This window comes from Agromyces sp. GXS1127 (assembly GCF_050565425.1).
In the GTDB taxonomy this organism is placed as follows: Bacteria; Actinomycetota; Actinomycetes; order Actinomycetales; family Microbacteriaceae; genus Agromyces.
This window is the reverse complement of sequence record NZ_JBOCIG010000007.1, coordinates 188,114-215,003: the sequence shown is the minus strand read 5'-3', so window position 1 is coordinate 215,003 and position 26,890 is coordinate 188,114. Positions and strand designations below refer to the sequence as shown.

At 73.4% G+C, this 26,890-nt stretch carries 21 protein-coding genes and 1 pseudogene; 9 read left to right on the top strand and 13 right to left on the bottom strand.

The genetic code is table 11. The features are described 5' to 3' along the window. Positions 1 to 2 precede the first annotated feature (2 nt). The 3 genes from ACQ393_RS14165 to ACQ393_RS14155 form a co-directional block, all read right to left on the bottom strand. Positions 3 to 3,545, bottom strand: coding sequence for a TM0106 family RecB-like putative nuclease (locus tag ACQ393_RS14165; RefSeq protein ID WP_430647505.1), 3,543 nt, complete (start codon positions 3,543 to 3,545; stop codon positions 3 to 5). A gap of 136 nt (positions 3,546 to 3,681) precedes the next feature. Next, positions 3,682 to 6,555, bottom strand: a complete 2,874-nt coding sequence (locus ACQ393_RS14160) for an AAA family ATPase (protein ID WP_430647504.1) — start codon at positions 6,553 to 6,555, stop codon at positions 3,682 to 3,684. Between the two features lie 103 nt (positions 6,556 to 6,658). Continuing rightward, the gene (locus ACQ393_RS14155) at positions 6,659 to 7,288 is read right to left on the bottom strand and encodes a TetR/AcrR family transcriptional regulator (protein ID WP_430647503.1); all 630 of its coding nucleotides are present in this window, start codon (positions 7,286 to 7,288) and stop codon (positions 6,659 to 6,661) included. 101 nt (positions 7,289 to 7,389) lie between these two features. Here ACQ393_RS14155 and ACQ393_RS14150 point away from each other — a divergent pair, with 101 nt between their 5' ends. The 5 genes and pseudogenes from ACQ393_RS14150 to ACQ393_RS14130 form a co-directional block, all read left to right on the top strand. Beyond that, positions 7,390 to 8,991 (top strand): purine-cytosine permease family protein, encoded by a 1,602-nt coding sequence (locus ACQ393_RS14150; RefSeq protein WP_430647502.1) that lies wholly within the window; start codon positions 7,390 to 7,392, stop codon positions 8,989 to 8,991. After that, entirely contained in the window at positions 8,988 to 10,022 is a 1,035-nt protein-coding gene (locus tag ACQ393_RS14145) for an agmatine deiminase family protein (RefSeq protein WP_430647501.1), read from the top strand. Before ACQ393_RS14150 ends, ACQ393_RS14145 begins: the two co-directional genes overlap by 4 nt. Beyond that, positions 10,019 to 11,752 (top strand): amidase, encoded by a 1,734-nt coding sequence (locus tag ACQ393_RS14140; protein ID WP_430647500.1) that lies wholly within the window; start codon positions 10,019 to 10,021, stop codon positions 11,750 to 11,752. The genes ACQ393_RS14145 and ACQ393_RS14140 overlap by 4 nt, the downstream gene beginning before the upstream one ends. A gap of 18 nt (positions 11,753 to 11,770) precedes the next feature. Beyond that, positions 11,771 to 11,998: an RNA-binding S4 domain-containing protein gene (locus tag ACQ393_RS14135; protein WP_430647499.1), complete on the top strand. Its 228-nt coding sequence runs from the start codon at positions 11,771 to 11,773 to the stop codon at positions 11,996 to 11,998. A 74-nt stretch (positions 11,999 to 12,072) separates the two neighbouring features. Continuing rightward, a pseudogene (locus ACQ393_RS14130) lies at positions 12,073 to 12,312 on the top strand (RNA polymerase sigma factor); the annotation flags it as partial. A gap of 21 nt (positions 12,313 to 12,333) precedes the next feature. Here the strand turns inward: ACQ393_RS14130 and ACQ393_RS14125 are convergent. Further along, positions 12,334 to 13,920, bottom strand: coding sequence for a molybdopterin-dependent oxidoreductase (locus tag ACQ393_RS14125; protein WP_430647498.1), 1,587 nt, complete (start codon positions 13,918 to 13,920; stop codon positions 12,334 to 12,336). A gap of 197 nt (positions 13,921 to 14,117) precedes the next feature. Here ACQ393_RS14125 and ACQ393_RS14120 point away from each other — a divergent pair, with 197 nt between their 5' ends. Beyond that, positions 14,118 to 14,873, top strand: coding sequence for an SDR family NAD(P)-dependent oxidoreductase (locus ACQ393_RS14120; RefSeq protein WP_430647497.1), 756 nt, complete (start codon positions 14,118 to 14,120; stop codon positions 14,871 to 14,873). Between the two features lie 9 nt (positions 14,874 to 14,882). Here ACQ393_RS14120 and ACQ393_RS14115 read toward each other — a convergent pair whose 3' ends face one another. The 5 genes from ACQ393_RS14115 to ACQ393_RS14095 all read right to left on the bottom strand — a co-directional run bounded on the left by ACQ393_RS14115 (position 14,883) and on the right by ACQ393_RS14095 (position 21,418). Beyond that, positions 14,883 to 15,287, bottom strand: a complete 405-nt coding sequence (locus tag ACQ393_RS14115; protein WP_430647496.1) for a TM2 domain-containing protein — start codon at positions 15,285 to 15,287, stop codon at positions 14,883 to 14,885. Between the two features lie 87 nt (positions 15,288 to 15,374). Further along, complete coding sequence (locus tag ACQ393_RS14110) at positions 15,375 to 16,094, bottom strand: alpha/beta hydrolase family protein (protein WP_430647495.1); 720 nt, start codon at positions 16,092 to 16,094, stop codon at positions 15,375 to 15,377. 92 nt (positions 16,095 to 16,186) lie between these two features. Next, positions 16,187 to 17,059: a TspO/MBR family protein gene (locus ACQ393_RS14105; protein WP_430647494.1), complete on the bottom strand. Its 873-nt coding sequence runs from the start codon at positions 17,057 to 17,059 to the stop codon at positions 16,187 to 16,189. A gap of 28 nt (positions 17,060 to 17,087) precedes the next feature. Continuing rightward, positions 17,088 to 18,311 carry a carboxylate-amine ligase gene (locus ACQ393_RS14100; RefSeq protein WP_430647493.1) on the bottom strand — a complete coding sequence of 408 codons (1,224 nt, stop codon included), beginning with the start codon at positions 18,309 to 18,311 and terminating at the stop codon, positions 17,088 to 17,090. A 116-nt stretch (positions 18,312 to 18,427) separates the two neighbouring features. Continuing rightward, positions 18,428 to 21,418, bottom strand: coding sequence for an aminotransferase (locus ACQ393_RS14095; protein WP_430647492.1), 2,991 nt, complete (start codon positions 21,416 to 21,418; stop codon positions 18,428 to 18,430). 147 nt (positions 21,419 to 21,565) lie between these two features. On the opposite strand from ACQ393_RS14095, the gene ACQ393_RS14090 reads away from it, so the two are divergent. Next, the gene (locus ACQ393_RS14090) at positions 21,566 to 21,784 is read left to right on the top strand and encodes a hypothetical protein (protein WP_430647491.1); all 219 of its coding nucleotides are present in this window, start codon (positions 21,566 to 21,568) and stop codon (positions 21,782 to 21,784) included. A gap of 5 nt (positions 21,785 to 21,789) precedes the next feature. Here the strand turns inward: ACQ393_RS14090 and ACQ393_RS14085 are convergent, their stop codons facing one another. From ACQ393_RS14085 to msrB, 4 genes are all read right to left on the bottom strand, one after another. After that, positions 21,790 to 22,524 (bottom strand): hypothetical protein, encoded by a 735-nt coding sequence (locus tag ACQ393_RS14085; RefSeq protein WP_430647490.1) that lies wholly within the window; start codon positions 22,522 to 22,524, stop codon positions 21,790 to 21,792. A gap of 418 nt (positions 22,525 to 22,942) precedes the next feature. Then, positions 22,943 to 23,995, bottom strand: coding sequence for an FUSC family protein (locus ACQ393_RS14080; RefSeq protein ID WP_430647488.1), 1,053 nt, complete (start codon positions 23,993 to 23,995; stop codon positions 22,943 to 22,945). A 116-nt stretch (positions 23,996 to 24,111) separates the two neighbouring features. Next, on the bottom strand, positions 24,112 to 24,681 hold the full coding sequence (gene msrA / locus ACQ393_RS14075) for a peptide-methionine (S)-S-oxide reductase MsrA (RefSeq protein WP_430647487.1): 570 nt from the start codon (positions 24,679 to 24,681) through the stop codon (positions 24,112 to 24,114). Next, positions 24,678 to 25,166: a peptide-methionine (R)-S-oxide reductase MsrB gene (gene msrB / locus ACQ393_RS14070; protein WP_430647486.1), complete on the bottom strand. Its 489-nt coding sequence runs from the start codon at positions 25,164 to 25,166 to the stop codon at positions 24,678 to 24,680. Before msrB ends, msrA begins: the two co-directional genes overlap by 4 nt. Positions 25,167 to 25,493: 327 nt before the next feature. Here msrB and ACQ393_RS14065 point away from each other — a divergent pair, with 327 nt between their 5' ends. Further along, positions 25,494 to 25,856, top strand: coding sequence for a hypothetical protein (locus ACQ393_RS14065; RefSeq protein WP_430647485.1), 363 nt, complete (start codon positions 25,494 to 25,496; stop codon positions 25,854 to 25,856). Positions 25,857 to 25,916: 60 nt separating this feature from the next. Further along, complete coding sequence (locus ACQ393_RS14060; protein WP_430647593.1) at positions 25,917 to 26,888, top strand: 5'-3' exonuclease; 972 nt, start codon at positions 25,917 to 25,919, stop codon at positions 26,886 to 26,888. Positions 26,889 to 26,890: the final 2 nt, after the last annotated feature.

Below are 26,890 nucleotides of genomic sequence, written 5' to 3'. Positions count from 1 at the left end.
CGCTACCCGACGGGCTCCCGCTCCCACGCGGGCAGCTCGACGCCGACGAGCCGCGCGAAGGCGCTGAGCTGCGCGACCCCCAGGGGGGTGCGCGGCAGCGCGTCGAGCAGTCCCGGCGAGTGGACGAGGTAGGCGGCGACCTGGGCCCGCGAGATCGCGACGTTCAGCCGGTTCTTCAGCAGCAGGAACTCGACGCCGCGCGGCGCGGCGGCGGCCGACGATGCGGCGAGCGAGACGATCGCCACCGCCGCCTCCTGCCCCTGGAACTTGTCGACCGTGCCGACGGGGACCGCCGTGTACCCGGCGCGGTCGAGCGCGTCGCGCACGACGGCGAGCTGGGCGTTGTACGGCGTCACGACGATGAGGTCGCGCTGCTCGAGCGGTCGCGGCTCGGCGCGCGCCGGCTCGCCGCCGCCCGGTGCGATGTCGGTGTACGCCCGTCCGAGCAGCGACCCCACGATCCGGACCACCTCGGCGGCCTCCTCGACGGACTCGGTGGTGTTGCCCTCGTGCGCGATCGACACGGCCGTCAGCCCGGGCTCGACGCCGTCGATCGAGCGCAGCGCGGCGCAGGCGTGGGACGCCAGCTCGCCCTCGTACGAGAGGGTCGAGACGGATGCCGCGAGTGCCGGGTGCATCCGCCGGCTCTCGGCGAGGAAGTACCCGAACTCGCTCGGCAGCACGTCGTGGCCGTCCGCGATCCAGCCGAGCGCCGACATGTCGACGGGCTCGGGGTGCGTGCCCTGGCTCACCTGCGGCAGCTGCTGCGGGTCGCCGAGGAGCAGCAGCCGGCGCGCGGCGACCGACGCCGCGATGGTCGACGCGAGCGAGAACTGCCCGGCCTCGTCGATCACCAGCACGTCGAGGGCGCGGCGACCGACCCGGTCGGCGTTGGCGAAGTCCCACGCGGTGCCGCCGACGACGAAGCCGGCGTCGCGGTTCGCGGCGATGAAGGCGGCCAGGCCGTTCTTGTCGATCGCGGTCCATTCGCGCGCGACGCCGTCGTCTCGGTTCTTGGGCGCCTTCGCGACGCGCCGCGGGTCGAGCCCGGCCCCGACGACGGCGTCGAGCAGGTGCTCGACCACCGCGTGCGACTGGGCGACGACGCCGACCTTCCACCCGTGGTGGCCGACGAGCCGCGCGATCACGTGCGCCGCGACGTAGGTCTTGCCCGTGCCGGGCGGGCCCTGCACGGCGAGGTAGGAGTCGTCGAGGTCGCCGAGGGATCGCACGACGGCGCCGACGTACTCGTGGTCGGGCAGCGGTGCGAGGGCGCCGGAGCGCGTGCGGGGCGGAATACGCCGCAGCACGTCGACCGCGGCATCCTTCGGCCAGGCGGGCTGCCGGTCGACGACGGGCCGCGCCCATTCCGCGATCGCGGCCCTCTGCCGACCGGCGGGCGGCGGATTGCCCGGAACGAGCGCGAACGGCAGGTCGCGCCAGGTCTCGTCGACCGTCGAGCGCTCCTCGATGCGCACGCCGTCGGGCGTCGCCTCGAGGACGGTCGCCTTCGCCCAGGCCCGCGAGCCCGGGCGGCGCGAGAAGGAGGGGAAGGGGGCGGGCCAGTCGTACAGCAGGTACAGGTCGGCGCCGGCGCTGAAGCGGGAGCCCGGAGCGATGCGGCCCCGGAGCAGGAGTTCGCGCCGGTCGAACTGCTGCTTGCCCTCGCGGAACCAGTCGTGCAGCACGACGGTGCGCGCAGGATCGACCACGAGGACGTCGCGGTGGTCCTCCCACGCCTCGAGCGGCTGCTCGACGCGGAAGAAGTGCCCCCACCAGAACGTCTTGAGCTCGCGCTCGTGGTAGTCGATCGCGGCGGCGGCGAGGGCGAGCGCGGTGCGGTCGGCGTCGCCGCGGCGCTCATCGGTCGGACCGGCGAGCGCGGACAGCTCGGTCGCGAGCGGGCTCGCCGCGTACTGCTTGGCCGTCGGCTCCACGAGGAGCAGCGCCGGAACGGGCTCGACGCCGTGCGCTCGGGCGAGGCCGAGGAGCCAGTCGCGCAGGCGCAGCGTCGACACGCAGTCGTACTCGTTGTACTCGGCGAGGTCGTCGAGCACGAGCTGCGCGCCGGCCGAGTCGCCCGTCGCGGCGAGCTCGCGGGCACGCACGTACTCGAGGATCGAGTCGCCGCCCGACTTCACGTCGGCTTCGCGCAGCTGCTCGCCCATGTAGAGCGGCTCGAGCTTCTTGATCGAGTACGAGCGGCTGCCGACGCGCACCGCGCGCTTCACGATCGGGTAGAGGTCGACGAGCACGCCGTCGGCGAGCAGTTGGTCGACCTCGGCCTCACCGACGCCGTGCCGGGCGGCGATCGAGGTGAGGTGCGTGCGCTCGTAGCTGGCGTAGTGGTAGATGTGCAGGTTCGGGTGCCGCTCGCGCCGCTCCTTCACGAATGCGAGGAAGCGGACGAGCGCCTCGCGCTCCTCGTCGAAGCTGTGCGCCCAGATCGGCGTGAACCGCTCGTCGACGTCGATCATGCCGAACAGGTAGTCGAGGCCCCACTCGGTGGCCGCGCCCTCGGTGTACAGCGGGTCGCCCTCGAAGTCGAAGAAGAGGTCGCCCGCGTCGGGTTCGGGGATCGCCGCGAGGGCGCCCGGCTCGCGGACCTCGACGGGCGGGGGCAGCGGCGGGTCGTCGGGGGAGCGGCCACCGGATGCCTCGGCCGTGCGCAGCTCGGCCTCGGCGACGAGCTGCAGCCTCGCCTGCACACGCAGCCCCTCGAGCGTCGCCTCCATCACGCCGTCGACCGGGCCCGCGGACGCCGCGAGCCCGTCGATGGTCGTGATGCCCGCGTCGTGGAAGTGCGCGCGCTGCGCGATGCGCAGTCCCGCGACGAGCAGCAGGTCGCGGTTCGCCTGCACCTCGAGGTCGCACGTGGGGCAGCGCCCGTCGAGCGCGTAGCGCGGGTCGCCCCACTCCACCGGGCCTTCGGCGGCCACGCGCTCGTCGACGATCCGCCGGAGCCGCTCGCGCCGGAGCAGGAACACGGGCTCGATGTCCTCGAGGCGGTGCGAGCTCGTCGTGCCGTCGCCGAGCAGCAGCTCGACGGTGTCGGCGCGCGGTACGCCGATGCGATCCAGCTGCGCGGCGTACGCCGCGAGCTGCAGCAGCGCCGTCACGCGAGCGCGGCGCGCGAGCTTGGAGTCCTGAACGAGGTAGCGGCCGTCGGGCTGTCGCACGATGAAGTCGGCGAAGCCCACGAAGCCGTCGTCGACGAAGGTCGCCTGGAACACCACGGGCGCGCCCGACTCGAACGCGGCTCGCGTCGCTGCGACGGCCGCCTCGAGCTGCTCGGGGTCGCGCAGGTCGGGCCGCTCGATCTCGACGACGCCGTCGCCGAACTCCGCGCGGTAGCGCTCGAGCACGCGGATCTCGTGCGCGTCGCCCAGCCGCCCGGCGCGTTCGAGCATGGCGTCGGCCACGGGTTCGAACCGCGTCTCGCGGCCGAGCTTGACGTCGAGCTCGCGCAGGAACGCGAACTCGCAGTCGGACGCCTTCTTCAGGTCGCTCGCGCTCGTGACCACCGTGCCGCCGGCCAGGTACATCGGGCTCCCTCCGCCGCTTCGTCGAGACCCACGCTAGCCGCGGCATCCGACATCGCGGCCGGCTCGCGCGACCGTCGCCGCCGACGACGACGAGACGAGCGGATGCCGCGGCTCGCGCCCCGCGGTCGGGCAGGGTTCACGCCGAGCGCGCGCGTCCCTCGACCATCCGGGCCAGGTCGACGCGGTTCGCCGCGCCGGTCTTCCGCAACAGGTTGGAGATGTGCGAGCTCACGGTCTTCTCGCTGATCGTGAGGAGGGCCGCGATCTCGGCGTAGGTGCGACCGTCGACGATGTAGGGCAGCAGCTCGCGCTCGCGACGGGTGAGCGGCGCGTCGCCGACCCGGTCGACGACGGCGTCGCGCTCCTCGGGATCGTCGTCGTAGAGCCGGACGCGCGACCACTGCGCGAGGGACTCGAGCTCGTCCGTCAGGGCATCCGCCTCGAGCCGGCGGGCGAGCGTCGCGGCGCGGCGGAGCGACTCGATCGCCCGGTCCCGTCGGCCGTCGTCGCTCGTGAGGTCGTGCTCGGCTCCGCGCCGGTGCGCGTACGCCTCCATCCACGCCAGCTGTGCGGTCGCGCACGCCTCGGCGGCGACGGCCCAGAGGTCGCCGGCCTCCGGAGCATCCCGCGCGCGGGCCCGCTCGGCGGCGTAGATCGCATCGAGTGCGACCAGGTCGGCGGGGAACGAGATGCCGAGCGTCCGTCTGAGCACCTGCGGGTGGGCGGCCGCGAGCTCGTCGAGTCGCCGCAGCACGTCGGCCTCGGACTCGTGGCGATCACGCGCCGCCTGGGCGAGGTCGGCGAGCGCGCGGGCGGCGAGCGGCACGAGCCATTCGCACGAGTTGTCGCCCGGCGCCGTGGCGATGACCGCGTCCAGCACGTCGAGCGCGCCCGCGGGGTCGCCGGCGGCGAACCGTGCGAGCGCCCGCGAATGCGCCTGGGTCGAGACGGCGTAGGCGGGCACCTCCGGGAACTGCTCGGCGGCACGCTGCAGGTACGCCTCGGCGTCGTCGGTGCGACCCTGGTGCGCGGCCAGGATGGCCGAGACGTTCGCGAGGCCCATCGCGATGTGCTTCGGCGGGTCCTCGAGGCGGACGTATCGCAGCGTGGCGTATGCGCCGGCCACGTCGCCGATGGTGGTCGACGTGCGGGCCTCGGTCAGCGCGATCGTCGCCGTCACGAGGTACGGGGCGCCGGCGTCGGCGAGCAGCTCCCTCGCGTGTCGGAGCGACTGCAGCGCGGAACGGTAGTCGGGCTGCGAGTACGCCTCCCAGAAGGCGGCGAGCATCGCGGGCCAGTAGTGCCCGTTCGGCAGCGCCACCTCGAGGGCGCGTCCGGCGAGGTCCCGCGCCCGGTCCAGGTCGCGCGTGAGCGCGGCGAGCTGGCCGCAGACGGCGAGGGCGTTCGACAGCGCCTCGGTGTCGCCGAGGGCCGTCGCGCGTTCGAGCGCCTCGGCCGCGTGCGCCGCGCAGGCGGGATCGCCCACGAGGATCTCGGCGTGCGCGAGCTCGGCGAGCGCCGCCGCGTACTCCGGGCCGTCGGGCGCTCCGGCGGCGAGACGAAGGGCCTCGCGCGCCGGTCCGGGGTCGCTGAGCTCGCCGCCGATGCGGAACTGCAGCCGCTGGCGCTGCAGGATGAGCCGGGCCGCCGTCAGCGGCTCGACCTCCGGGTCGACCTCCTCGAGCAGCTCCCTCACGGCCCGGTCCTCCTCCTCGTCGGCGCCGACGGCGGTCGCCGTCGCGGCCCAGGCCTCGAGGAGTGCGCGCCGGGACTCCGCGTGCGTCGTTCCGCCGGCGGACGACCCGGGCGGTGGGTCGTGCACGCCGGCGGTGAACCGGACGGACCTCCGCAGCATCCGGAGCCGCGTCATCCGATCGCCCGATCGCTCGAGCGCGTCGGCCGCTCGGAGGCTGGCGTCGACGCAACCGTCCGTGTCGCCGGCGGCGGCGAGGTGGTCGGCGAGGTCCACGAGGAGCTCGGGCGCCGGCTCGCCGTGCGCGAGGACCGTGGCGGTGCTGCGCGCGAGCTCGGCGTGCCGCTCGCGGCGCTCGTGCGCGGGCACGGAGGCGACGAGGATCTCGGCCGTGAGCGGATGGTGGAACCACGTGCGACCCTCGTCGTCGGTCTCGAGCACCTGGGTGGCGAGGGCCGGCCGCAGGTCGCGCTCGGCGTCGGCCCACGACGGGTCGACGGCGGCGAGGGTCCGGATGCGCACGGGCTTGCCGTGCAGCGCGAGCATCGTGCAGAGCTCCTGCGTCGCCTGCGGGAGCTGCGACCAGGCCCGCAGCAGCGCGGAGCCGAGGTCGGCCACGACCGCCGGCGGCGCCGCGGCGGCGGACGCGTCGACTCCCTCGAGCAGGAGTCGCGCATGGTACGGGTTCCCGCGCGTCCGCGCGAGCACGTCGCTGACCAGGGACTCGTGCGGCGGTGCGCCGAGCGCGTCGGCCACGAGCTCGCGCATGCCGGGTCGATCGAGCGGACCGACGGCCAGCGCCCGGGCCGTCGGGAGCCGCAGCAGGTCGGCACGCCAGCGCTCGACGGGTGCGCCGGGGTTCGCGCGCATGGTCGCCACGATCCCCAGGCGGCGGTCCTCGGGGCCTCCGGCGAGGAACATCAGGGCGTCGAGGGTGCTGGAATCGGCCCAGTGGAGGTCGTCCATCGCGATGATCACCGGTCCGACCGCGAGGAGCCGGTCGATGGATGCGTCGAGCGCGAGCGACAGTGGCCGGTGATCGGCATCGGCGCGTTCGAGGTCGCCCGTCTGCTTGAGCAGGGTTCGCACCGCGAGGTTGGGCACCCGGGTCGTCAGGGGGAGGTTCCGCGCGAAGAGCACGGTCGCGGATGGGCCGGCGCGGCGAACCGCGGCCTCCATCAGGGCCGTCTTGCCGATCCCGGGCTCGCCGCTCAGGAGGACCGTTCGCGCCTGCCCGTCACCGACCGCCGCGAGCTCGTGCGACAGCGCGGCGAATTCGCGCTCGCGGCCGGCGAGGCGCGGCGAGTCGGCCCCCATGGCGCACAGTCTGCCACGGATCCGAGGGTCGCTCACGGGAAGTCGAGGACCACTCCGGATGCCGCGGGGCCGCGTCCAGCGCACGCTGGTCGGTGGACCGCGCTCAGTGCCCCGCGCTCAGCGCCCCGCGCTCGAGCCCCAGCATGCCCTCCACCGCGCCGTGGATCATCGATCCGCGCGCGCTCGCGTCGCCCCAGCGCACGAGCGCCTGGGCGTTGAGTCCGTCGATCATGCCCAGGAGCTGCCAGGCGGCGGCCGCCGCATCCGTCGTCTGGAAGCCCGCGGTCGCGGCGCCGTCCTCGATGACGCCCTGGACGACCGCCTGCCAGGCGTCCATCTGCTCGCGGACGGATGCCGCGAGCGCCTCGTTCCGGCGGCCGAGCGCCCAGGCCTCGACCCACACGATCGTCACGTCGTCGCGCGTGCCGTCGAGCAGGGTGTCGAGCAGTGCGCCGAGGCGCTCGCGCGGGCCGGGGAGTGCGGCGAGGAGGTCGGCGACCTCGGCGATCTCGTCGGCCACGACCGTCGCGAAGGCGTCGGCGACCAGCGACTCCATGCTCGGGTGGTAGTGCGAGACGAGGGCCGGCGCGACGCCCGCGTGGGCGGCGATCGAGCGGAGCGTCACCGCCGCGAGGCCCTGCTCCAGCGCGATGCGGCGTGCGGCCTCGGCGATCTCGGCGGATCGCTCGGCAGGGCTCTTGCGCGCGGCGCGCGTGCGGACGGGTGTTGACATCGTGCTGCCAGTCTAGGTAGCCTCCCACGTTATTGATCGCATGATCAATATATCGATCGGGTCGATCGAACATCCCGCCGTCGAACGATGAGGTTCCGCACATGACCATCCAGACCCCCGAGGAGACGCGCGCCGCCGCGACGTCCCCCGTCTCGCCCGGCGCGCCCGCGACATCCGCCCCCGCCGCCCCGGCCGCGCAGGCCGCCCCCGCCGCCGACCGCGTCGGCCACGTCGAGCAGCACGGCACCGAGCACGTCCCCGCCTCCGAGCGGCACGGCCGCCCGTCCGGCCTCTTCTGGGTGTGGATGTCGGCCAACGTCGGCTACCTCTACTTCGTCGTCGGCGGGGTCCTGATGCTGCTCGGCCTGCCGCTCTGGGAGGCGCTCGCGATCACCGTCGTCGGCAACCTCTGGTGGGCGCTCGTCGGCTGGCTCGCCGTGAGCGGCCCGGTCTCGGGTTCGCCGAGCGTGTCGATCATGCGCGCCATGTTCGGCATCCGCGGGAACAAGGTCTTCGGCGCCGGCCTCGGCGTGCTGATCGGACTCTTCTACGAGATCATCAACGTCGCGTTCGCGACGCTCGGCGCCATCGCGCTGCTCGCGCACTTCGGCATCGCGCTGCCGGCCGGCGGCGAGTGGGCCGTGCTCGCGGTGATCGGCATCCTGAGCTTCGTCATCGGCGTCTACGGCCACGCGACGATCCTCGCCCTCGCGCCGTGGTTCTCGGCCGCGCTCGCCGTGGTGTTCGTCGTGCTCGCGGTCTTCGTCTTCGGCGCGGCCGACTGGACGTACGAGGTCGAGCCGCTGCCCGTCGCCGACCACTGGGCGCTCGTCATGCTCGGCTTCGCGATCGTCGCCTCGAGCCCGCTGTCGTGGGGCATCGGCGCCGACTACGCGCGCTACCTGCCGGCGGATGTCTCGAAGAAGGCCGTCGCCTGGTACACCGCGCTCGGCGGCTTCGTCCCGGCCGTGCTCATCGGTGCGCTCGGCGTCGTGGCCGGCACGGCCATCGACATGACCGACCCCGAACTCACGATCGGCGAGATCGTGCCCGCGTGGTTCACGCCGCTGTTCCTCGGCATGATCGTGCTCTCGAGCATCACGAACAACGTGCTCGTCGCCTACTCGACCGGCTTCTACGCGCAGGCGCTCGCCGAGCGCATCTCGCGCGCGGCGACCACGATCGTCACCGGCATCGTCGCGACGGCCGCCGCCGGCTGGGTCCTGTTCCTGTCGCCGAGCTTCCTCGACGCGCTGAGCGCCTCGCTCGAGCTCGCGGTCACGGTGTTCGGCCCCCTCGTGTCGATCTACGCGATCGACATCGTGCTGCGCCGCAACCGCTACGACGGCGCCGCGCTCGACGACACGCGACCCGGCGGCCCGTTCTGGTACCGCGGGGGAGTGTTCCTCCCGGGCGTCGTCGCGATGGTGGCCGCCATCACGATCGCGGTGCTCTCGGCCAACACGACGCTGTTCGTCGGCCCGATCTCGACCGCGCTCGGCGGCGCCGACCTGTCGGCCCTCGTCGGCCCGCTGCTGGGCGCGGGCATCTACGCACTGCTGTGGCTCACCACCGACCCGTACCGCGACCCCGCGAAGCGGCCGGGCGCCGCGACGGCCGGCCACGAGGCATCCGCTGCACCCGCTGCCATCATCGAGACGGATGCCGCGGCATCCGCCCGCATCGAAGGAGACCACGCATGAGCTGGCGCATGCCCGCCGAGACCGCTCGCCACGAGCGCACCTGGATGGCGTTCCCGAGCGCGGGGCCGACGCTCGGCGACTCCGCCGCCGATCGCGATGAGGCGTACGCGGCGTGGACCGCGGTCGCCCACGCGGTCGCCGAGTTCGAGCCCGTGACGATGCTCGTCGACCCCAGCGAGCGCGGCCGCGCCGCGCGGATGCTCGGCGACGGCGTCGCGCAGGTCGAGGCGCCCGTCGACGAGTACTGGATGCGCGACCACGGCCCGACCTTCGTCGTCGACGCCGACCGCCCCGGCGTGCTCGGCGCGGTCGACTGGACGTTCAACGGCTGGGGCGACCACGCGTGGTCCGAGTGGCGGAAGTCGGCCGAGCACGCGCGCATCATCGCGGAGCTCGTCGGCGCCGAGCTGGTCTCGAGCGCGCTCGTGAACGAGGGCGGCGGCATCCACGTCGACGGCGAGGGCACGGTGCTCCTCACCGAGACCGTCCAGCTCGACCCTCGCCGGAACCCGTACGCCGACCGCGCCCGCGTCGAGGCGGAGCTGGCCCGCACGATCGGCGCGACGACGGCCGTCTGGCTGCCCCGCGGTCTCACGCGCGACTACGACGAGTTCGGCACCAACGGGCACGTCGACATCGTCGCGACCCTCGCCGCGCCCGGCCGGATGCTCCTGCACCGCCAGGACTCGCCCGAGCACCCCGACTTCGAGGTCACGCGCGAGCTGCGCGCGCTCCTCTCGGAGCAGACGGATGCCGCGGGCCGACGGTTCGAGATCCTCGACCTGCCCGCGCCCGCCACCGTCCGCGACGACGAGGGCCTCGTCGACTGGAGCTACGTGAACCACCTCGTCGTGAACGGCGGCGTCATCGCGTGCGGCTTCGGCGACGAGCGAGCGGATGCCGCGGCGAGGGAGATCCTCGAGGCGGCCTACCCGGGGCGGACGGCGGTGACCGTCGACGCGCGACCGCTCTTCGCCCGCGGCGGCGGCATCCACTGCATCACTCAGCAGCAGCCGGCGGTGACGCGATGAGCGGCGTCGTTCCGTCCGGCGGCTTCGACGTGGTCGAGGCGTCGATCGCCGACCTGCGCGCGGCGCTCGAGTCGGGCCGCGTCACCGCGGTCGGCCTGCTCGACGCGTACCTCGCACGCATCGCCGCGTACGACGCCCCGGGCACGGCGACCGCGCTCAACGCGCTCGTCGTCATGAACCCCGAGGCGCGCGCCGACGCGGTGGCCTCCGACGCGCGCCGCGCGCGCGGTGAGACGCTCGGCCCGCTCGACGGCATCCCGTACACCGCGAAGGACAGCTACCTCGCTCGCGGCCTCACGGCCGCCGCCGGATCGCCGGCGTTCGCCGACCTCGTCGCGCAGCGCGACGCGTTCACGATCGAGCGCCTGCGCGCCGGGGGAGCCGTGCTCATCGGCCTCACGAACATGCCCCCGATGGCGAACGGCGGCATGCAGCGCGGCGTGTACGGCCGTGCCGAGTCGCCGTACAACGCCGACTTCCTGACCGCCGCGTTCGGGTCGGGCTCGTCGAACGGCTCGGGCACCGCGACGGCCGCGTCCTTCGCGGCGTTCGGCCTCGGCGAGGAGACCTGGTCGTCGGGCCGGGCGCCCGCGTCGAACAACGCGCTCTGCGCGTACACGCCGTCGCGCGGGGTGATCTCGACGCGCGGCAACTGGCCGCTCGTGCCCACCATGGACGTCGTCGTGCCGCACACGCGCACCATGGCCGACCTGCTCGAGGTGCTCGACGTGATCGTCGCCGACGACCCCGAGACGCGCGGCGACTTCTGGCGCGTGCAGCCGTGGGTCGACCTGCCGAAGTCGTCCGAGGTGCGGCCCGCCTCGTACGTCGAGCTCGGCCCCGCCGACCTCGCCGGCAAGCGCATCGGCATCCCGCGCATGTACGTGAACGCCGACCCGCTCGCGGGCACGGCCGATCCCGGGGCATCCGTCGGCATCGGCGGCCCGACCGGGCAGCGCATCCAGACGCGGCAGTCGGTCGTGGACCTGTGGGAGGCCGCGCGCCGCGACCTCGAGGCCGCCGGTGCCGAGGTCGTCGACGTCGAATTCCCGGTCGTGTCGAACTACGAGGGCGACCGCCCGGGCGCACCCACCGTGTTCACGCGCGGGTTCGTCACCCCCGAGTACCTCAAGCGCGAGATCGTCGACCTGTCGGCGTGGGCGTGGAACGACTTCCTCGACGCGAACGGCGATCCCGCGCTCGACTCGCTCGCCGACGTCGACGGGGCGACGATCTTCCCGCACCCGGCCGGTTCCCTGCCGGACCGGTACACGGGCTTCGACGACGACATCGCCGAGTACCCCGGCTGGGTGCGTTCGCATCCGGATGCCACGTGGGCGGACATGCCCGAGCTCGAGAGCGGACTGCGCGGCCTCGAGGAGACCCGCCAGGTCGACCTCGAGCAGTGGATGGACGGCCTCGGCCTCGACGCCGTCGTCTTCCCGGCCGTGGCCGACGTCGGCCCAGCCGACATGGACGTGGATCCCGCCTCGGCCGACCTCGGCTGGCGAAACGGCGTCTGGGTCGCGACCGGCAACCTCGTGCCCCGCCACCTCGGCATCCCGACCGTCACCGTGCCGATGGGCACGATGGCCGACATCGGGATGCCGGTGGGCCTCACGTTCGCCGGCCGCGCCTACGACGACACCGCGCTGCTGCGGCTCGCTGCGGCGTTCGAGGCGACCGGGTCGCGCCGCACCGAACCGACGCGCACGCCGCGGCTCGGCTGACACGGTTAGCATTCGGGGATGACGACTCCCGACTCGATCGAAGACGTCCCGATCGGCGGCGAGATGATCCGCCTCGGCCAGTTCCTGAAGTTCGCCGGGCTCCTCGACTCCGGCGGCGAGGTGAAGGAGGTCATCGCCGAGGGCATGGTGACCGTGAACGGCGAGGTCGACCTCCGCCGCGGGCGGCAGCTGCACGACGGCGACGTCGTCGAGTTCGAGGGGCACCGCCGCCGCGTCCGTCCGTGAAGCGCTGCATCGGGCGCGGATCATCGCCACCGGTGTCCTCGGAGAATCGGAGTTCGCACGCGAACCCGTTCTCCATGGTGGACGGCGAGGTGATCGGGCCGTCGGTGGACGAGCCGGGCGCGTTCGCGGCGCTGTACGACCGGCACGCGCCGACCGTGCACCGCTACGCAGTGCGGCGGCTCGGACGCGAGGCGGCCGACGACATCATGTCCGAGACGTTCCCGGTGGCGTTCGAGCGCCGGACGTCGTACGACGGCCGACGAGCCGACGTGCGACCCTGGCTCCTCGGCATCGCGACTCGTGGGTCTCACGAAGACCGCCGCCGCGGAGTGCGCTCAGGTCACGTCGACGGTGCGCTCGTGCAGGCCGGTCGCCCCGTCGGGGGCGACCGGGGCGCGCTCGGCGGTCTGCACCTCGCCGTCGGCCGAGATCGCCCGCGCCCGGATCGTGTGGCGGCCGGGCGCGGCATCCCATTCGTGACGCCACTGCACCCAGGTGTCGGACGAGATCGCCGTCGCGAGCGTCGCGGGCCGCCACGGGCCGTCGTCGACCTGGACCTCGACCGCCGCGACGCCCGTGTGCTGGTGCCAGGCGACGCCCGCGACGGCGACCCGGCCCGCGGACACCTGCTGTCCGGCGCGCGGCACGTCGATGCGCGAGGACAGCTTGATCGGACCGCGCTCGCTCCAGCCGCGATCGGACCAGTACGCGCGGTCGAGGTCGAACCGGGTGACCTCGAGGTCGGTGACCCACTTCGTCGCGGAGACGTACCCGTACAGCCCGGGCACGACCATGCGCACCGGGAAGCCGTGCTCGACGGGCAGCGGCTCGCCGTTCATGCCGACCGCGAGGATCGCCTCACGTCCGGGATCGGTGAGCGCCTCGAGCGGCGTCGAGGCCGTGAAGCCGTCGATGCTCCGAGAGAGCACCATGTCGGCGTCCGCACTCGGCACGGCTCGGGCCAGCAGCTCGCGGATCGGGTACCCGAGCCACACGGCCGTGCCGATGAGCCCGCCGCCGACCTCGTTGGACACGCACGCGAGCGTCGTCGCGCTCTCGCCGAGCGGCAGGGCGACGAGTTCGTCCCAGGTGAGCTCGACCTCGCGCTCGACCATGCCGTGGATCCGGAGCCGCCAGTCGGCCGGGTCGACCTGGGGCACGGCGAGCGCCGTGTCGATGCGGTAGAACTCCGCGTTCGGCGTGATCACCGGGGCGAGCCCGTCGATGCCGAGTTCGGCGGATGCCGGGACCGGCGCCGTCGTCGCCGGCGCCGGAAGTCGCAGCGCGTCGCGGAGAGTGCCCACCGCCCGCGATCCCGCCGTCAGCGCGGAGGAGGCGATCGCCGCGAGCACGCCGACCGCGGCCGTGCCGCCCGCCCAGGCGAGGAACCGACGCCGATCGACGTCGGCGGCGCGCGCGGCGGCCTCGACACCCGCGACCGCCTCGGTCTCGGCACCGCCGAACGTCGCCGCCCGCCCCGCGGGCACGCGCGCGAGCAGCATCGACAGGGCGGCCATCGCGGCGAGCGCTCCGATGACGGCGGGCAGGATCGCGAGCACCGAGGCGTTCGCCCGGGTCGCGGCGGCCAGGGCGCCGACCACGCCGAGCAGCGCGAAGATCCCGCGGCCCCAGCGCCGATGGCGCGCCTCGAGCACTCCCGCGAGGGCGCCGACGGCGACGAGCACGACGCCCACGCCCACGAGCAGCGCGAGCTTGTCGCCCGTGCCGAACAGGGCGATCGCGGCATCCTTCGCCCAGGGCGGGGCGAGGTCGATGAGCAGGCCCCCGATCGACGCGAACGGCGACGCCGTCGGCGCGATGATGCCCGCCGCGAGTTCGCCCGCGCCGGCGCCGAACACCGCGGCCGCGACGCCCGCGAGCGCGGGCCGCAGCCGCCCGGCGGGTGCGCGGTCGGTCGGCATGCCCTCAGGCTACGTCCGGTGCCGGCGCAGAGCGGGCCCGCCGGCGCCGGCGTAAGCGGTTCGTAAGGATGCCGCATCGCCGGGCGGGACTCAAGGCCCGTGCCGCGCCAAGGGGTCGTGCCTACGGTGGACGTGCGCGGCGACGGGCGAAGGCCCCGTGCGTCGCCGATCGAACCGCAACCCCGAGGAGAGGGAACATGGCAACCTACGACGTGTCCGACCGTTCGGCGATCGTGACCGGAGCCGGGAGCGGCATCGGCCGCTCGATCGCACTGCTGCTCGCGGCGAACGGGGCGTCGGTCATCGTGAACGACCTCGACGGCGATCACGCGTCCGCCGTCGTCGACGAGATCCGCGCCGCCGGCGGCACGGCCGAGGCGTCGGTCGGCGACGTCACGGACGTCGACTGGATCGCCGCATCCGTCGACGCCGCGAACGCGCTCGCGCCGCTCAAGCTCGCCGTCAACAACGCCGGCATCGGCGGGGCGACCGAGCTCATCGGCGACTACCCGGTGGACAGCTGGGACAAGGTGATCTCGGTGAACCTCAGCTCGATCTTCCTCAACCTGCGCGCCCAGTTGCCCGCGATCGCCGCGAACGGCGGCGGGTCCATCGTGAACATCGCCTCGATCCTCGGTTCGGTGGGCTTCGCGAGTTCGTCCGCCTACGTCAGCGCGAAGCACGGCGTGCTCGGCCTCACGAAGAACGCCGCGATCGAGTACGCCGACCAGGGCGTGCGCGTGAACTCGGTCGGCCCGGCGTTCATCAAGACGCCGCTGATCGACGCCAACCTCGACGAGGCGACGCAGCAGTTCCTCGTGAGCAAGCACCCCATCGGCCGGCTCGGCGAGCCCGAGGAGGTCGCGGCGCTCGTCGCGTTCCTCGGCAGCGACGCCGCGAGCTTCATCACCGGCAGCTACCACCTCGTCGACGGCGGCTACACGGCGGTGTGACGCGTCGGCTCACATCCAGGGCAGCGCCGGCAGCAGCTGGTCGGTCAGGAACGCGAACGACTGCGACACCGCCGAGGCGACCCAGCCGAGCAGGACGCCGACGGCGGTGACGATCCACGCGATCGTCTGCTCCTGGCGGGTGCCGACGACGCGCCGGCCGTCGCCGTCCTTCGCGGTGTTCGTGAGCGTCAGGACGAGATCGACGAGCCACCAGATGCCGAAGCCGCCGATGGTGATGAGCTTCAGGATGCCGGTGCCGACCTTGCCGAGGTAGAAGCGGTCGACGCCGAGCACGCCGAGCAGCCACGCGAACAGCCAGGTCGCGATGAACGATCGGTCCGACGTCGCGGCCTCCGCGGCTCGGGCGACCTGCGGGTTCTGTCCGGGCGCGGGGCCCGGCGGGTAGGCGGTCATGACGATTCCCCCTTCGTCACGAGCCACGATGCCCGCCGCCGACGCGCTCGGGCGAGGCCATAGGTCCCTCGGCGCGGGCCGGTGCCGTCACGGATGCCGCGTGGCGGGCGCCGCCCTCGGCGCGGGTCGGGCGTGCGCGGCGACGAACTCCGCGACCCGCGGCGCGAGCCCCGCACCGACCTCCGCCGCGGGGCGCTTCGCGCCCTTCACCTCGAACGAGTGGTTCGCGCCCTCGACCCACTTGAGCACCGCCGACGGCGCGAGGCCCGCGACGAGCCGATCGAGCTGCTCGTTGGGAATCGCGAACGGGTCGTTGCGACCCTGCAGGAACAGCATCGGCGCCCCGACGAGCCGGGGGAAGTGCTCGTCGCGCGACTTCTCCGGCCGGCCCGGCGGATGCAGCGGGTAGCCGAGGAACACGAGCCCCGCGGCATCCATGCCCTCGGCGACGGCCATCGACGCCATGCGACCGCCGAACGACTTGCCCGACGCCCACACGGCCTCGCCCGCAGCGGCCTCGGCGCGCGCGGCGTGCATGACCGCTCGCCACGTCGCGATCGCGACGGGCGGCCGGTCGGGGAATCGACGCCCGGCCACGCGGTACGGGAAGTCGAAGCGCACCGTGGCGACGCCGAGGTCGCCGAGCGCCCGGCAGAACCCGGTGAGGAACGGATGGTCCTTCCCCGCCCCCGCACCGTGGGCGACGACGACCGTCGCGGTCGCGCCATCCGGTCGCCGCAGCACCGCGGGCACCTCGCCCACGTCGTCGCCGACCTCGATCGCGAGGGTCCGCTCGTCGTCGCCCATGCGTCCCATCGTGCACGAGAATGCGGGGCCGGGACGACCCGAAACGTCCCGACCCCGCGTGCTGCGCCCCCACGCAACAGCTCACCCCCGCATCAGGCCCGCCCGGCGGCCCCCGCCTGCCGGTCGTCGCGCGCGGAGCGGATCGACGCCACCCGCGCGACGAGGGTGACGAGGAGGACCACGCCGGCGGCGACGGCCGCGGCGATGCCCGTGGCCGGCGACGACGGCTCGTCGGTGAGGCGACCGACCGCCACCCAGGCGAGGCCCCACGACAGCGACAGCGCCGGCGCGATGCGCCCGCGACCCCAGATGGCGAGCGCGATGCCGACGAGCGCCGCGGCCGAGATCACGCCGATCGCCCACGCCTCGGCCGGGAGTCCCCAGCCCTCGAAGCCCGCGGCCTGCAGCACGGCGGTCGCGTTCGCGGCCGTCGCGACGATCACCCAGCCGAGGTACAGCCCGATCGAGCCGTCGGTCACGAACGCGTCGACGGCACCGTTCGGCGGCATCCGTCGCAGCTGCACGAAGAGCCACGCGAGGACGGCGACGAGGATCACGATGACCGGCAGGCTGAGCCAGAGCAGGTCGAGCTGCACGACGCCGATCCAGACCGCGTTCAGGACGAGCGAAGCGGCGACGGCGTACCCGATGCGCCGGTGCCGGGCGCTCGTGCGCTGGGCGGGCAGCACCTGCCAGATCGCGTACGCGAGCATGCCCGTGTAGATCACGCTCCACACGCCGAAGGCCGGCCGCGCCGGCGCGACGAGCGTGGAGTCGGCGTCGAGCCAGCCGCCCGCGGCATCCTGGATCGGGGTGCCGCCCACGGCACCCGACCCGATGAAGGCGGCGACGATCGCGAGCAGCGAGGTGACGAGCACGACCGCCTGGCGGGTCGTGTCGGCGGCGCCGCCGCGGCGGGTCGGTTCGGTGCGAGGGTCGGTGCGGGCGTCGGTGGTCGAGGTCATCGGATGGCTCCTCCGCTCTCGTTCGTCGTCAGGGTCTCGCTTCGATGTGCTCCTGCGTCAGCGTAGGGAACCGGGTCGTGGGCCACGTCAACCGTTCGATGGAATCCGTGCTGGGGCGCGCCGTGATCGTGGATGCGAAGAGCCGGCGCAGGCCGGCGATGCCGGCGCGGTTCCAGGCGGCGAGCTGGCGTGCCGCCCCGGTGCCGTCGCGCAGCAGCCGCGCGACGAGCTCGTGCACGAGCTCGCGATCGCCGGCGCGTTCGAGCGGTCCGGCGAGGTATCGCTCGAGGCTGCGGACGACGTCGGCGGCCGGCGCGAGTCCCCCCGTCGCAGGATCGAACGCGCCGCCCGAGAGCCCGGTGTGCGCGGCGTGCAGCGTCGCCGCGCTCAGCAGCTCCGGAGGGATGTCGTGGTCGGGCGCTGGGTCGTCGACCGAGCGCAGGGGCCGGATGGCGCCCCGGTCGGCGCCGAACCGGTCGTGCTCGTCGATCGCCCGGGCGACCAGGGCACGGCAGAGCGCGGCGACGAGCAGCGTGTCGTCGGCGGTGAGCTGGGCGTCGGCCATCCGGAACTCGATGGTCGGCAGGTGCTCGGAGAGCCGTACGTTCCAGGCGATGAGCGCGAGGTCGGCGAGGCCGCCGACGCCGAGCATGCCCCGCGTGCGGCGGTCGTAGTCCGCGGCATCCGCGAACCTCGGCGGGCACCCAGCGGTCGTCCAGCGTCGCAGCTGCACGGTGCGCCAGCTCTCGTACCCCGTGACATAGCCGCGCCAGAGCGGGGAGTTGCCGGTCATCGCCGTGAGGAGCGGCAGCCACGGCCGCACCGCGTTCAGCGCGGCGACGCCGTGCTCGCGGCTCGAGATGCCGACGTGCACGTGCAGGCCGCTCATCTGGTGGTCGGCGATGACGCCGGCCATGTCGCGCACGATGCGGTGGTAGCGGTCGGTGTCGGTGATCGACGGGAAGGGATGCGCGTCGGGCGGCGTGCCGACGCTCGCGACGCAGACGGCGTGCCGTCCGGCGTCGGCGTCGATCTCGCGCCGGAACGCGAGGAGCCGGTCGGCCGCCACCGCGAGGTCCTCGAACACGGGCGTCGCGAACTCGACCTGCGAGGCGAGGAACTCGGGGTGGACCGACTCGCCCCACGCCGGGTCGGCGACGAGCCGTTCGCGGACGTCGGCCGCGACATCCGCCGGCAGCATCGTCTCGGGGTCGAGGAAGAAGAACTCCTCCTCGATGCCGAAGGTCGTCATCGTCGCTCCCGCCCAGGGCATGACCTCCGGCATCGACGCCGGATGCCCCTTGGCGGCAGGGTGCGTCGCCTGCGCGGGCCCTGTCAAGGGCTACCGCGCGGGCCGGGATCGTGCCTTCACCACCCCTCGGCGAGCACCCGGTCGAGCATCGAGACGAAGAAGTCGGCGCTCTCCCGCGTGACGACGAGCGGCGGCTTCACCTTGAGCACGTTCTGATGGTCGCCGGTCGGCTGCATGATCACGCCGAGCTCGAGCAGGCGGTCGCAGATCGCCGCGGTCTCCTCGGTCGCCGGCTCGAGCGTGGCGCGGTCGCGCACGAACTCGACGCCGAGGTAGAGGCCGAGCCCGTGCACGATGCCGATGAGCGGATGCCGCTGCGCCAGTGCCTCGAGCCGCCCCTTCAGGTGCGCGCCCGTGTCGGCCGCGTGCCGCTGCAGCCCCTCGTCGCGGAACGCGTCGAGCACGGTGAGCCCGGCGACGCTCGAGGCCGGGCTGCCGCCGGTCGAGGAGAAGAAGTAGCCGCCGGCGCGGTAGCGCGCCGCGATCTCGCGCGTCGTGATGACGGCGCCGAGCGGGTAGCCGTTGCCCGCGGCCTTCGCGACCGCGATGACGTCGGGCACCACGCCCTGCTGCTCGAACCCCCAGAACCACTCGCCGAGCCGGCCGTACCCGGCCTGCACCTCGTCGGAGATCGCGAGTCCGCCCACCTCGCGCACGGCCGCGTACACCTCGGCGAGGTAACCGTCGGGCAGCGGGATGCCGCCGGCGTTGCCGGCGAAGCTCTCCGAGATGAACGCCGCGGGCGGGCGACCGGATGCCGCGAGCTCGCGGATCCGCGCGGCCGCCTCGGGCCCGTAGTTCCGCGCGTCCTCGCCGCGATGGCGGCCGCGGAACGGGTTCGGCGCGTCGACGGGGTGCACCCAGTCGGGGCGGGTCGCGAGCGCGTTCGGGTTGTCGGCGACCGACGTGCTCACCGCATCGGACGCGTAGGTCCAGCCGTGGTACGCCTCGAGCAGGGACACGACGTCACGGCGATCGGTCGCCGCCATGGCGACGCGGATCGCCAGGTCGGTGGCCTCGGAGCCCGAGTTGACGAGGAACACGGTGTCGAGCGGCTCGGGCGCAAGTGCCGCGAGGCGCTCGGAGAACTCGACGACCGCGCCGTAGTTGAAGCGCGAGTTCGTGTTCAGCGTGCGCAGCTGCTTCGCGACCGCCGCGGCGAGGCCCGGATGCCCGTGCCCGAGCGGGGTCACGTTGTTCACCATGTCGAGGTACGCGCGCCCGTCGGTGTCGACGAGGTGCTCGCGCCAGCCGCGCTCGATGCGGGGCGGGTGCGTGTAGTAGTGCTCCTGGACGTCGGCGAACGATCGGTCGCGGCGGGTGACGAGCGCTGCCGCGTCGTCCCCGGCCGTCGCGTCGGCGGGGAGCGCCGGATCGGGGCCGTCGGCGTGCAGCCCGATCGCGGCCGCCGGGTCGAGCGTCAGTGCGAGCCATCCGGCCGCGTACTCGGGCCGCACGAGATGGGGTACGTGCGGCGGGCCGTCGGATGCCTCGAGCCGGATGCGTGCGCGCGTGCGCGCCGGCACGGTCCCGTCGAGGATCGTCATGCCGTCGGCGGCCTCGACGACGAGCCGCGGCGCGTCGTCGCTCGCGCCGGCCTCGTCGCCCGCGCCGGCGTCGGCACCCGCGCTCGCGCTGACGCGGGTCGCCGTGGCGAACCACACGTCGATGCCGAGCGGGACGGTCGCCACGGACTCCGCCGCGAGGGTGCGGCTCCGGGTGAGGCGCGGGGTGCGGCGCTCGAGCCAGGCGAACGGCGCGCCGGCGTCGAGCGCGGCGAGGGCGAGACGGTCCTCGAGGTCCGGGTCGAGCCAGGCGCCCGCATCGACGTCGTCCGACGTGATCGACACGTCGAGCCGGATCGCCCGGGCGAGCTCCGGCGCGGGTTCGAGTGCGATGCGCGTGCGCGCTCGACCCGCGTGCTCGGCGGTCGCGGCCCGGGGGCCGAGGTCCATGCCGAGCGCGTCCGCGACGAGGTTCGTCATCACGGTCGACGGCACCGAGGTCGCCTGCTCGAAGATCCGCCATTCGCGTTCGACGCCCTCGGCCGCGTACGCGTTGGCGCCGCCGTCGACCTGCACCTGCTGCTCGCCGCTCACGACGAGCACGGCGCTGCGCAGCACCACGAGCGGCCACAGCGCGCGCACCTCCGCGGCCGACAGCGGCCGCACCGCGTGGAACGCCCGCACCGCGGGCAGCACCGACGCCGGTTCGGCGCCCGCGTGGTGGAGCACCGACGAGATCGTGATCGCAAGCTCGCCCACGGCCCAGCTGCGCGTGACGTCGCCGAAGTCGATCATGCCGTCCGGCATCCGGATGCCGCGCTCCACCGTGCAGACCACGTTGTCGTCGGTGAGGTCGAGGTGCACGGCCTGCTGGGGCAGCTCGGCGGCGACGGACTGCACGTCCGACCAGGCGCGAGCCGCGGCATCCGTCACCAGCTCCCGCTTGGCGGGGTCGGGGTGCACGTGCGCGAGCAGGCCGACCACGCGGTCGGCGTGGCGGGGATCCCACTGCAGCACGCGCTCGAGGCCCGGATGGTCGAAGTCCGCCAGCGCGAGGACGGCGCGGGCGGCGACCTCGCCCATGCGGCCGACGACCGCGGGGGAGAGGTACGCGGGCCCGTTGAGCGTGCCGCCCGGCAGGTACTCGAGCAGTCGGATGGCGAGCGGTCCCTCGCTCGTGTCGGCGACGACCGACCGCGGCGTGCCGTCGTCGCCGCGGCTCGTGGTCGCGATGCGCAGGTCGGCCGCCGCGGCCGCGATCCGCGAGGCCGCGTGGTCCTGGGCGTCGAGCTCCTCGGCCGTGAAGGCCGGGTTCGTGATCTTGACGACGCCGATCGGCGTGCCGTGCCCTGCGCGGGCGACGGCGGATCGCGTGCGGGCGAGGAAGTTCTGGTCCTGCTGGCTGCCGAGCGATTCGAGTTCGACGTCGAGGCCCCAGTGCTCGCTCACGATGGCGGCGACCTCGTCGGCGGGGAGCGCCGGCGCCGGCAGCTCGCCCGCCGAGAAGAAGTCGAATCCGCGGACGTTCCCGGGCTGGCTCATGTGCGCCCCTTTCCGTCTCGACCATAGCCAGAGGGGATGCCGCGTCCCGAGCGCCGTCGTGTCGATTCCCGGTCAGATCGTCCACCGCGCGGGCGACGCGCGCCCCGCCTGCGACGGATGTCGGCGGTGCCGCCTACCGTGATGGCCATGACGAACCAACCGCTCCCGACGCTCGAGCCCGACGTGCTCGACGAGCCCTGCTTGCGCTGCGGCTCCGCCGCGGTCCGGGTCATCGTGTACGGCCCACTCGACCTCGAGGTCGAGGCGGATGCCGCGGCCGCGGCGTTCTCCGCCGAGACTCCGATCTTCGACTGCCGCGACTGCGGCTTCGAGTGGGGCGAGGCGGTGCGCGACCTGCTCGCCTGACGTGCCTAGGTTCGGTCGACGATCGGTCGCGCTCCGCGCAGCGTGATGATCGCGGCCCGCATGACGAAGGCCGACCAGGCCAGGAGGCCCAGGAGCTTCGCGCCGTCCTCGACGACGACCGACGTCGAGGTGGCCGGGTCGACCAGCACGTCGACGATCGCCGAGACGCCGAGCCCGACGAAGGTGCCGATCAGCAGTGCGGGGTCGAACCTGTCGACGATGGTCGCGCGGAACCGCACGACGAACGTGAGGAACCCGACGCCGTAGGCGGCGGCCAGGGCGATGCCCGGGGCCGGGCCGAACGCCGTCGCCTCGTGGAGGAGCAGCAGGTCGTCGAGCGCGAACAGCAGGCTCAGGGCGAGGCTCCAAGCGAGGATCCGCTGGGCGCCGCCCCGACGGGGAGCGCCGGCGATCGCCGCGAGGGCGGTGCCGGCGGCGAGCAGGAGCACGATGATCCCGAGGTTCGAGACGATCCCGTAGGCCGGGTCGCTGCGACCGCGCAGGGCGGCGACCGACTGGCTGTCGCGGACGAGGTCGGTCGGTGCGAACCAGGGCTGACCGAGCACCACGCCGACCGTGATCAGCACGGCGGCGATGATCGCCGCGGTGATCCACACCGGCGTCCGGCGGACGGCGTCCGCGAGGGCGGCGTGGTCGCGGCCGTCGCCGGGCATCGTCGGCTGCGCCGTCGACCCGGTGTTCGTGGCCGTCGTCGTGCTCGTGGTGGCGGTCGCGCTCATCCTGCTCGTCCTGCTCGCGTTCGTGATCATGGCACCTTCCCGCGCCGCATGCGGCGCTCCGATCCCGAGATCGAGATGGTACGGATGACCGCCGCCGGATCCCACCGCTTGACAGGTCGGGCCGTGCTGCGCAATCGCGCGGGCGCGCGCGCCCCCGCTCCGGACTGCTCAGCCGCCCACGGCGCGGACCCGTGCCGTCGTCGTCGCGCTCGGACAGGTAGCGCAGCCACGACGGGCGCGCGTTCGTCGCGACGACGTCGGATCATCGTTTCCTGCCACGTCATGGTGGAAAGGTATTCGCGGTTCACCTGTCCACCTCGTTCGAGGAGGACATCATCACCGGGTGCGTGGTGGTTCGGTGGAGTGGAGGACGGGTTGCTCCACCTGCGGCCTGCACGTGCCGGCGCGGCGAGACGGGTCAGGAGGGTGGGCCGGTGTCGACCTCGTCCTCGAGGAGCTCCTCGCGGATGCGGCGGAGGTCCTCGAGGAGGGAGCCCATGAGGATCCAGTGCTCGGACTTCGGTGCGGCGATCTGCAGCGGCGCCGTCAGGGCCGGGATCACCGAGGTGAGCGGTTCGGGGTCGACCTCGGCGAGGTGCACGGCGAGGCGGATGTCGTGCGCGACGCGACGCAGCTGCTCGGCGATCGCCCGGACCGTCGGCTCGGCCGCGAGGCTGTCGTCGTAGTGATCGACGAACGCGCGCGTCATCCCCCCGACCTGCGTGACGATCGGGCTGAGCCGCATGAGCAGCCGGCGCTGCTCGGCCAGGTCGCCGCGATGCGCCGAACGGCGCGGGTTCAGGGTGAGCGATTCCTCGGCGTCCGTGATCGCCGCACCCGCGGCATCCCGCATCGGACGCATGAGCCGCACTTCCAGCATGAGCTCGGTCAGGTCGGCCGGGCGCTGCTGGGCGAGCAATGCGGTCGCGAGGCGATCGACGGATGCCGCGAGCTCGCTCCCGAGCCGCGACAGGTGCTCGCGCGCCGGCGCCGTGAGGACCGGTGGCACGATGAGTGCGTTCACGACGATGCCGATGACCGCGCCGATGAGGGTCTCGAGCACGCGGTCGAACGCGTACTCCGGCGAGGTGCCGCCGAGCGCGAGCACGAGCATCGCGCTGATCGCGACCTGGTTCGAGGTGGGCGCCGTCATCCGCGCGGCCCACGCGGCCAGCAGCGCCACGAGGATGGCGGCGAGGATCACCCAGCTGTTCGGGCCGAACAGGAGGCCGAGCGCCGAGGCGATCACGACACCGGCGATGACGCCGATGCTGCGCTCGATCGCCTTCCCGAGCGACTGGTTGACGCTCGGCTGCACGACGAGCAGGGCGGCGATGGCCGCGAAGACCGGCAGCGGCCCGGGGATCAACCATCCCGCGAGGAGCCAGGCGGCGACGGTGGCGACCGCGGACTTCAGCACCTGCAGGATCGGCGCCCGCTTCGTGGCGCGGAACCGCTCGGAGAACCGCATGGGGCCCACGCTATCCGCCCGTTGGTCGAGTAGCACCGCGAAGCGGAGCGTATCGAGACCACCCCACGCGCAAGAGGCCCGCGAGCGTGCGGTCGCGGGCCCCCGGCATCCGTCGCTCAGCTCGCGGCGGCCGTCCCGGTGCCGGTCGCCTCCGCCGTGTCGCGCTTCGGCAGCTTCCAGCCCGGGCGCACGAAGTGGCAGGTGTAGCCCCACGGGATGCGCTGCAGGTAGTCCTGGTGCTCGGGCTCGGCCTCCCAGAAGGCGCCCGCGGGCGCGACCTCGGTGACGACCGGGCCGGGCCAGATGCCCGAGGCATCCACGTCGGCGATCGTCTCGATCGCGGTGTCGTACTGGGCGTCGTTCGTCGGGAAGATCGCCGAGCGGTAGCTCGTGCCGATGTCGTTGCCCTGGCGGTTCTTCGTCGTCGGGTCGTGCACCTGGAAGAAGAACTCGAGCAGGTCGCGGTAGCTCAGCTTCGACGGGTCGAAGACGACCTCGAGCGCCTCGGCGTGCGAGCCGTGGTTGCGGTAGGTCGCGTTCTCGACGTCGCCGCCGCTGTAGCCGACGCGGGTGTCGATCACGCCCGGCAGCTTCCGGACGAGGTCCTCCATACCCCAGAAGCAGCCGCCCGCGAGGACCGCGGTCTCGGCTCCGGGGACGGTGGTGATGGCGCCTGGGGTGGTCATGCGGTCTCCTCGGTGGTGGTGACGGATGCCGCGGCATCCGTGGTCTCGAACAGGTGGCGGTACTCGCCGTAGCCCTCGGCCTCGAGGTCGTCGAGGTGCACGAAGCGCAGTGCGGCGGAGTTGATGCAGTAGCGGAGTCCTCCGGCATCCGTCGGCCCGTCGTCGAAGACGTGACCGAGGTGGCTGTCGGCGCCCGCCGAGCGGACCTCGACCCGCTTCATGAAGAACGAGCGGTCGACGTGCTCGGTGACGGCCGCGTCGTCGATCGGGCGGGTGAAGCTCGGCCACCCGGATCGGCTGTCGTACTTGTGCACGCTCGCGAAGAGCGGCTGCCCGGAGACGACGTCGACGTAGAGGCCCGGCTCGTGGTTGTTCCAGTACTCGTTGCGGAACGCCGGCTCGGTCGCGTCGTCCTGCGTGACCTTGCGCTGCAGCGGGGTGAGGCGGTCGAGCGCCTCGGGAGTCCTGCGGTAGTCGTGTGACACGGTTGCTCCTTCTCCGGCGGCTCCGGCTGGGCCGCCCCGGACCAGTGGACACCGGCTGGGCCGGTTACGTCTGCATCCATGAGGAAGAACCGTCGAGGGCCGGCCGATGTTCCGCAGGATGCGCCCGCCCGCTGTGGGTTTGCTGTGAGCGAGCGGTGCGATCGGAATCACCGCCCGTCACCCGGTGGTGGGAGGATCGGCGCATGGCCGATCGACTCATGCTCCTCGACACCGCGTCGCTGTACTTCACTATCGACACCTACTAGGGCGCGCATAGCTGCCCGATCCGTTCCGCGCCCACGATTCGTGCGGACATACGCTGATGGCGTGCGCCCACTCACCAGTCGCGAAAGAAGTGTCATCGCCGCCATGCTCGAACGGGCGCCAGCCGTCGGACCCGACGCGCATGTATCCGACGCGGACCGGAACCGATGGGCAGATCAACTGCCGGTCACGTGGGCCGGAGAAGCATGTTCGTGCGGAACATGCCCGTCGATCAACCTGACGGATTCGAGCGGTCGACCTTCAGATTCGTGGCAAAGCCGCACCATCCTGGAGGCCGCGTGTGACGACGGTTGGCTCTTCCTCTTCATCCATGACGACAGGCTCAGCTATTTGGAGTTGGCCCCGATCAGCGACGACGGTAGGGCGGAATTCCCCGACCCCGGCGGCGTATTCGTCGGCACCTGACAACAAGCGGCCCTCGCCCCCGCGCCCTCCTGTCAGGATGGAGCCGTGACCGATCGTCTCATGCTGTTGGATACTGCATCGCTGTATTTCCGGGCGTTCTACGGCGTGCCCGACTCGCTGAAGCGCGCCGACGGGACATCCGTGAACGCGGTGCGCGGGCTGCTCGATATGATCGCGCGGCTGGTGGCCGAGTTCGAACCGACGCACCTCGTCGCCTGCTGGGACGACGACTGGCGTCCGCACTGGCGCGTCGAGCTCATCCCGAGCTACAAGGCGCACCGCGTCGAGCAGGTCGTGCCGGCCGGGCCCGACATCGAGGAGGTGCCCGACCCGCTCGAGGCGCAGCTGCCGATGATCCGCGAGACGTTGGGCCTCCTCGGCATCCCGATCGTCGGCGTCGCGGCGCACGAGGCCGACGACGTCATCGGCACGCTCGCGACGACCGCGACCATGCCGGTCGACGTCGTGTCGGGTGACCGCGACCTGTTCCAGCTCGTCGACGACGACCGCGGAGTGCGCGTCATCTACACGGCGCGCGGCATGAACCGGCTCGAGCTCGTCACGAACGAGTGGGTCGTCGCCAAGTACGGCATCGAGGCGTCGCAGTACGCCGACTTCGCGACGCTCCGGGGCGACACGTCCGACGGGCTGCCGGGCGTCGCCGGCGTCGGTGAGAAGACCGCCGCGGGCCTGCTCGGCGACTTCGGCTCGCTCGATGCGATGCTCGCGGTGGCGTCGGGCGATCCGGATGCCGCGTCCGCCGCGCCCGCGACCATGTCGGCCTCGATGCGCGCGAAGCTGGTGAACGCCCACGACTACCTCGCCGTCGCCCCGACGGTCGTGAACGTCGTGCGCGACCTCGACCTGCCCTCGGCGGAGGAGCTCGGTGCGCGGCTCGCTCCCGTCACGGGTGCGCGTCGCGAGACGCTCGAGGACCTGGCGGAGGAGTGGAACCTCGGCGGGTCGGTTCCGCGGGTGCTCGCGTCGCTGGACCGGACGGCCGGGGCGGCGGATTCGACGGCGGCGGGATGACC

Bases quoted from the DNA above. Each gene is read 5' to 3' on its own strand.
- ACQ393_RS14100 (WP_430647493.1), bottom strand. From the start codon at position 18,311: ATGACGACCTTCGGCATCGAGGAGGAGTTCTTCTTCCTCGACCCCGAG.
- ACQ393_RS14080 (WP_430647488.1), bottom strand. From the start codon at position 23,995: ATGCGGTTCTCCGAGCGGTTCCGCGCCACGAAGCGGGCGCCGATCCTG.
- ACQ393_RS14095 (WP_430647492.1), bottom strand. From the start codon at position 21,418: ATGAGCCAGCCCGGGAACGTCCGCGGATTCGACTTCTTCTCGGCGGGC.
- ACQ393_RS14135 (WP_430647499.1), top strand. From the start codon at position 11,771: ATGACGACTCCCGACTCGATCGAAGACGTCCCGATCGGCGGCGAGATG.
- ACQ393_RS14105 (WP_430647494.1), bottom strand. From the start codon at position 17,059: ATGACCTCGACCACCGACGCCCGCACCGACCCTCGCACCGAACCGACC.
- ACQ393_RS14150 (WP_430647502.1), top strand. From the start codon at position 7,390: ATGACCATCCAGACCCCCGAGGAGACGCGCGCCGCCGCGACGTCCCCC.
- ACQ393_RS14145 (WP_430647501.1), top strand. From the start codon at position 8,988: ATGAGCTGGCGCATGCCCGCCGAGACCGCTCGCCACGAGCGCACCTGG.
- ACQ393_RS14160 (WP_430647504.1), bottom strand. From the start codon at position 6,555: ATGGGGGCCGACTCGCCGCGCCTCGCCGGCCGCGAGCGCGAATTCGCC.
- ACQ393_RS14140 (WP_430647500.1), top strand. From the start codon at position 10,019: ATGAGCGGCGTCGTTCCGTCCGGCGGCTTCGACGTGGTCGAGGCGTCG.
- ACQ393_RS14110 (WP_430647495.1), bottom strand. From the start codon at position 16,094: ATGGGCGACGACGAGCGGACCCTCGCGATCGAGGTCGGCGACGACGTG.
- ACQ393_RS14165 (WP_430647505.1), bottom strand. From the start codon at position 3,545: ATGTACCTGGCCGGCGGCACGGTGGTCACGAGCGCGAGCGACCTGAAG.
- ACQ393_RS14090 (WP_430647491.1), top strand. From the start codon at position 21,566: ATGACGAACCAACCGCTCCCGACGCTCGAGCCCGACGTGCTCGACGAG.
- ACQ393_RS14155 (WP_430647503.1), bottom strand. From the start codon at position 7,288: ATGTCAACACCCGTCCGCACGCGCGCCGCGCGCAAGAGCCCTGCCGAG.
- msrA (WP_430647487.1), bottom strand. From the start codon at position 24,681: ATGACCACCCCAGGCGCCATCACCACCGTCCCCGGAGCCGAGACCGCG.
- ACQ393_RS14060 (WP_430647593.1), top strand. From the start codon at position 25,917: ATGCTGTTGGATACTGCATCGCTGTATTTCCGGGCGTTCTACGGCGTG.
- ACQ393_RS14115 (WP_430647496.1), bottom strand. From the start codon at position 15,287: ATGACCGCCTACCCGCCGGGCCCCGCGCCCGGACAGAACCCGCAGGTC.
- ACQ393_RS14120 (WP_430647497.1), top strand. From the start codon at position 14,118: ATGGCAACCTACGACGTGTCCGACCGTTCGGCGATCGTGACCGGAGCC.
- ACQ393_RS14125 (WP_430647498.1), bottom strand. From the start codon at position 13,920: ATGCCGACCGACCGCGCACCCGCCGGGCGGCTGCGGCCCGCGCTCGCG.
- ACQ393_RS14085 (WP_430647490.1), bottom strand. From the start codon at position 22,524: ATGAGCGCGACCGCCACCACGAGCACGACGACGGCCACGAACACCGGG.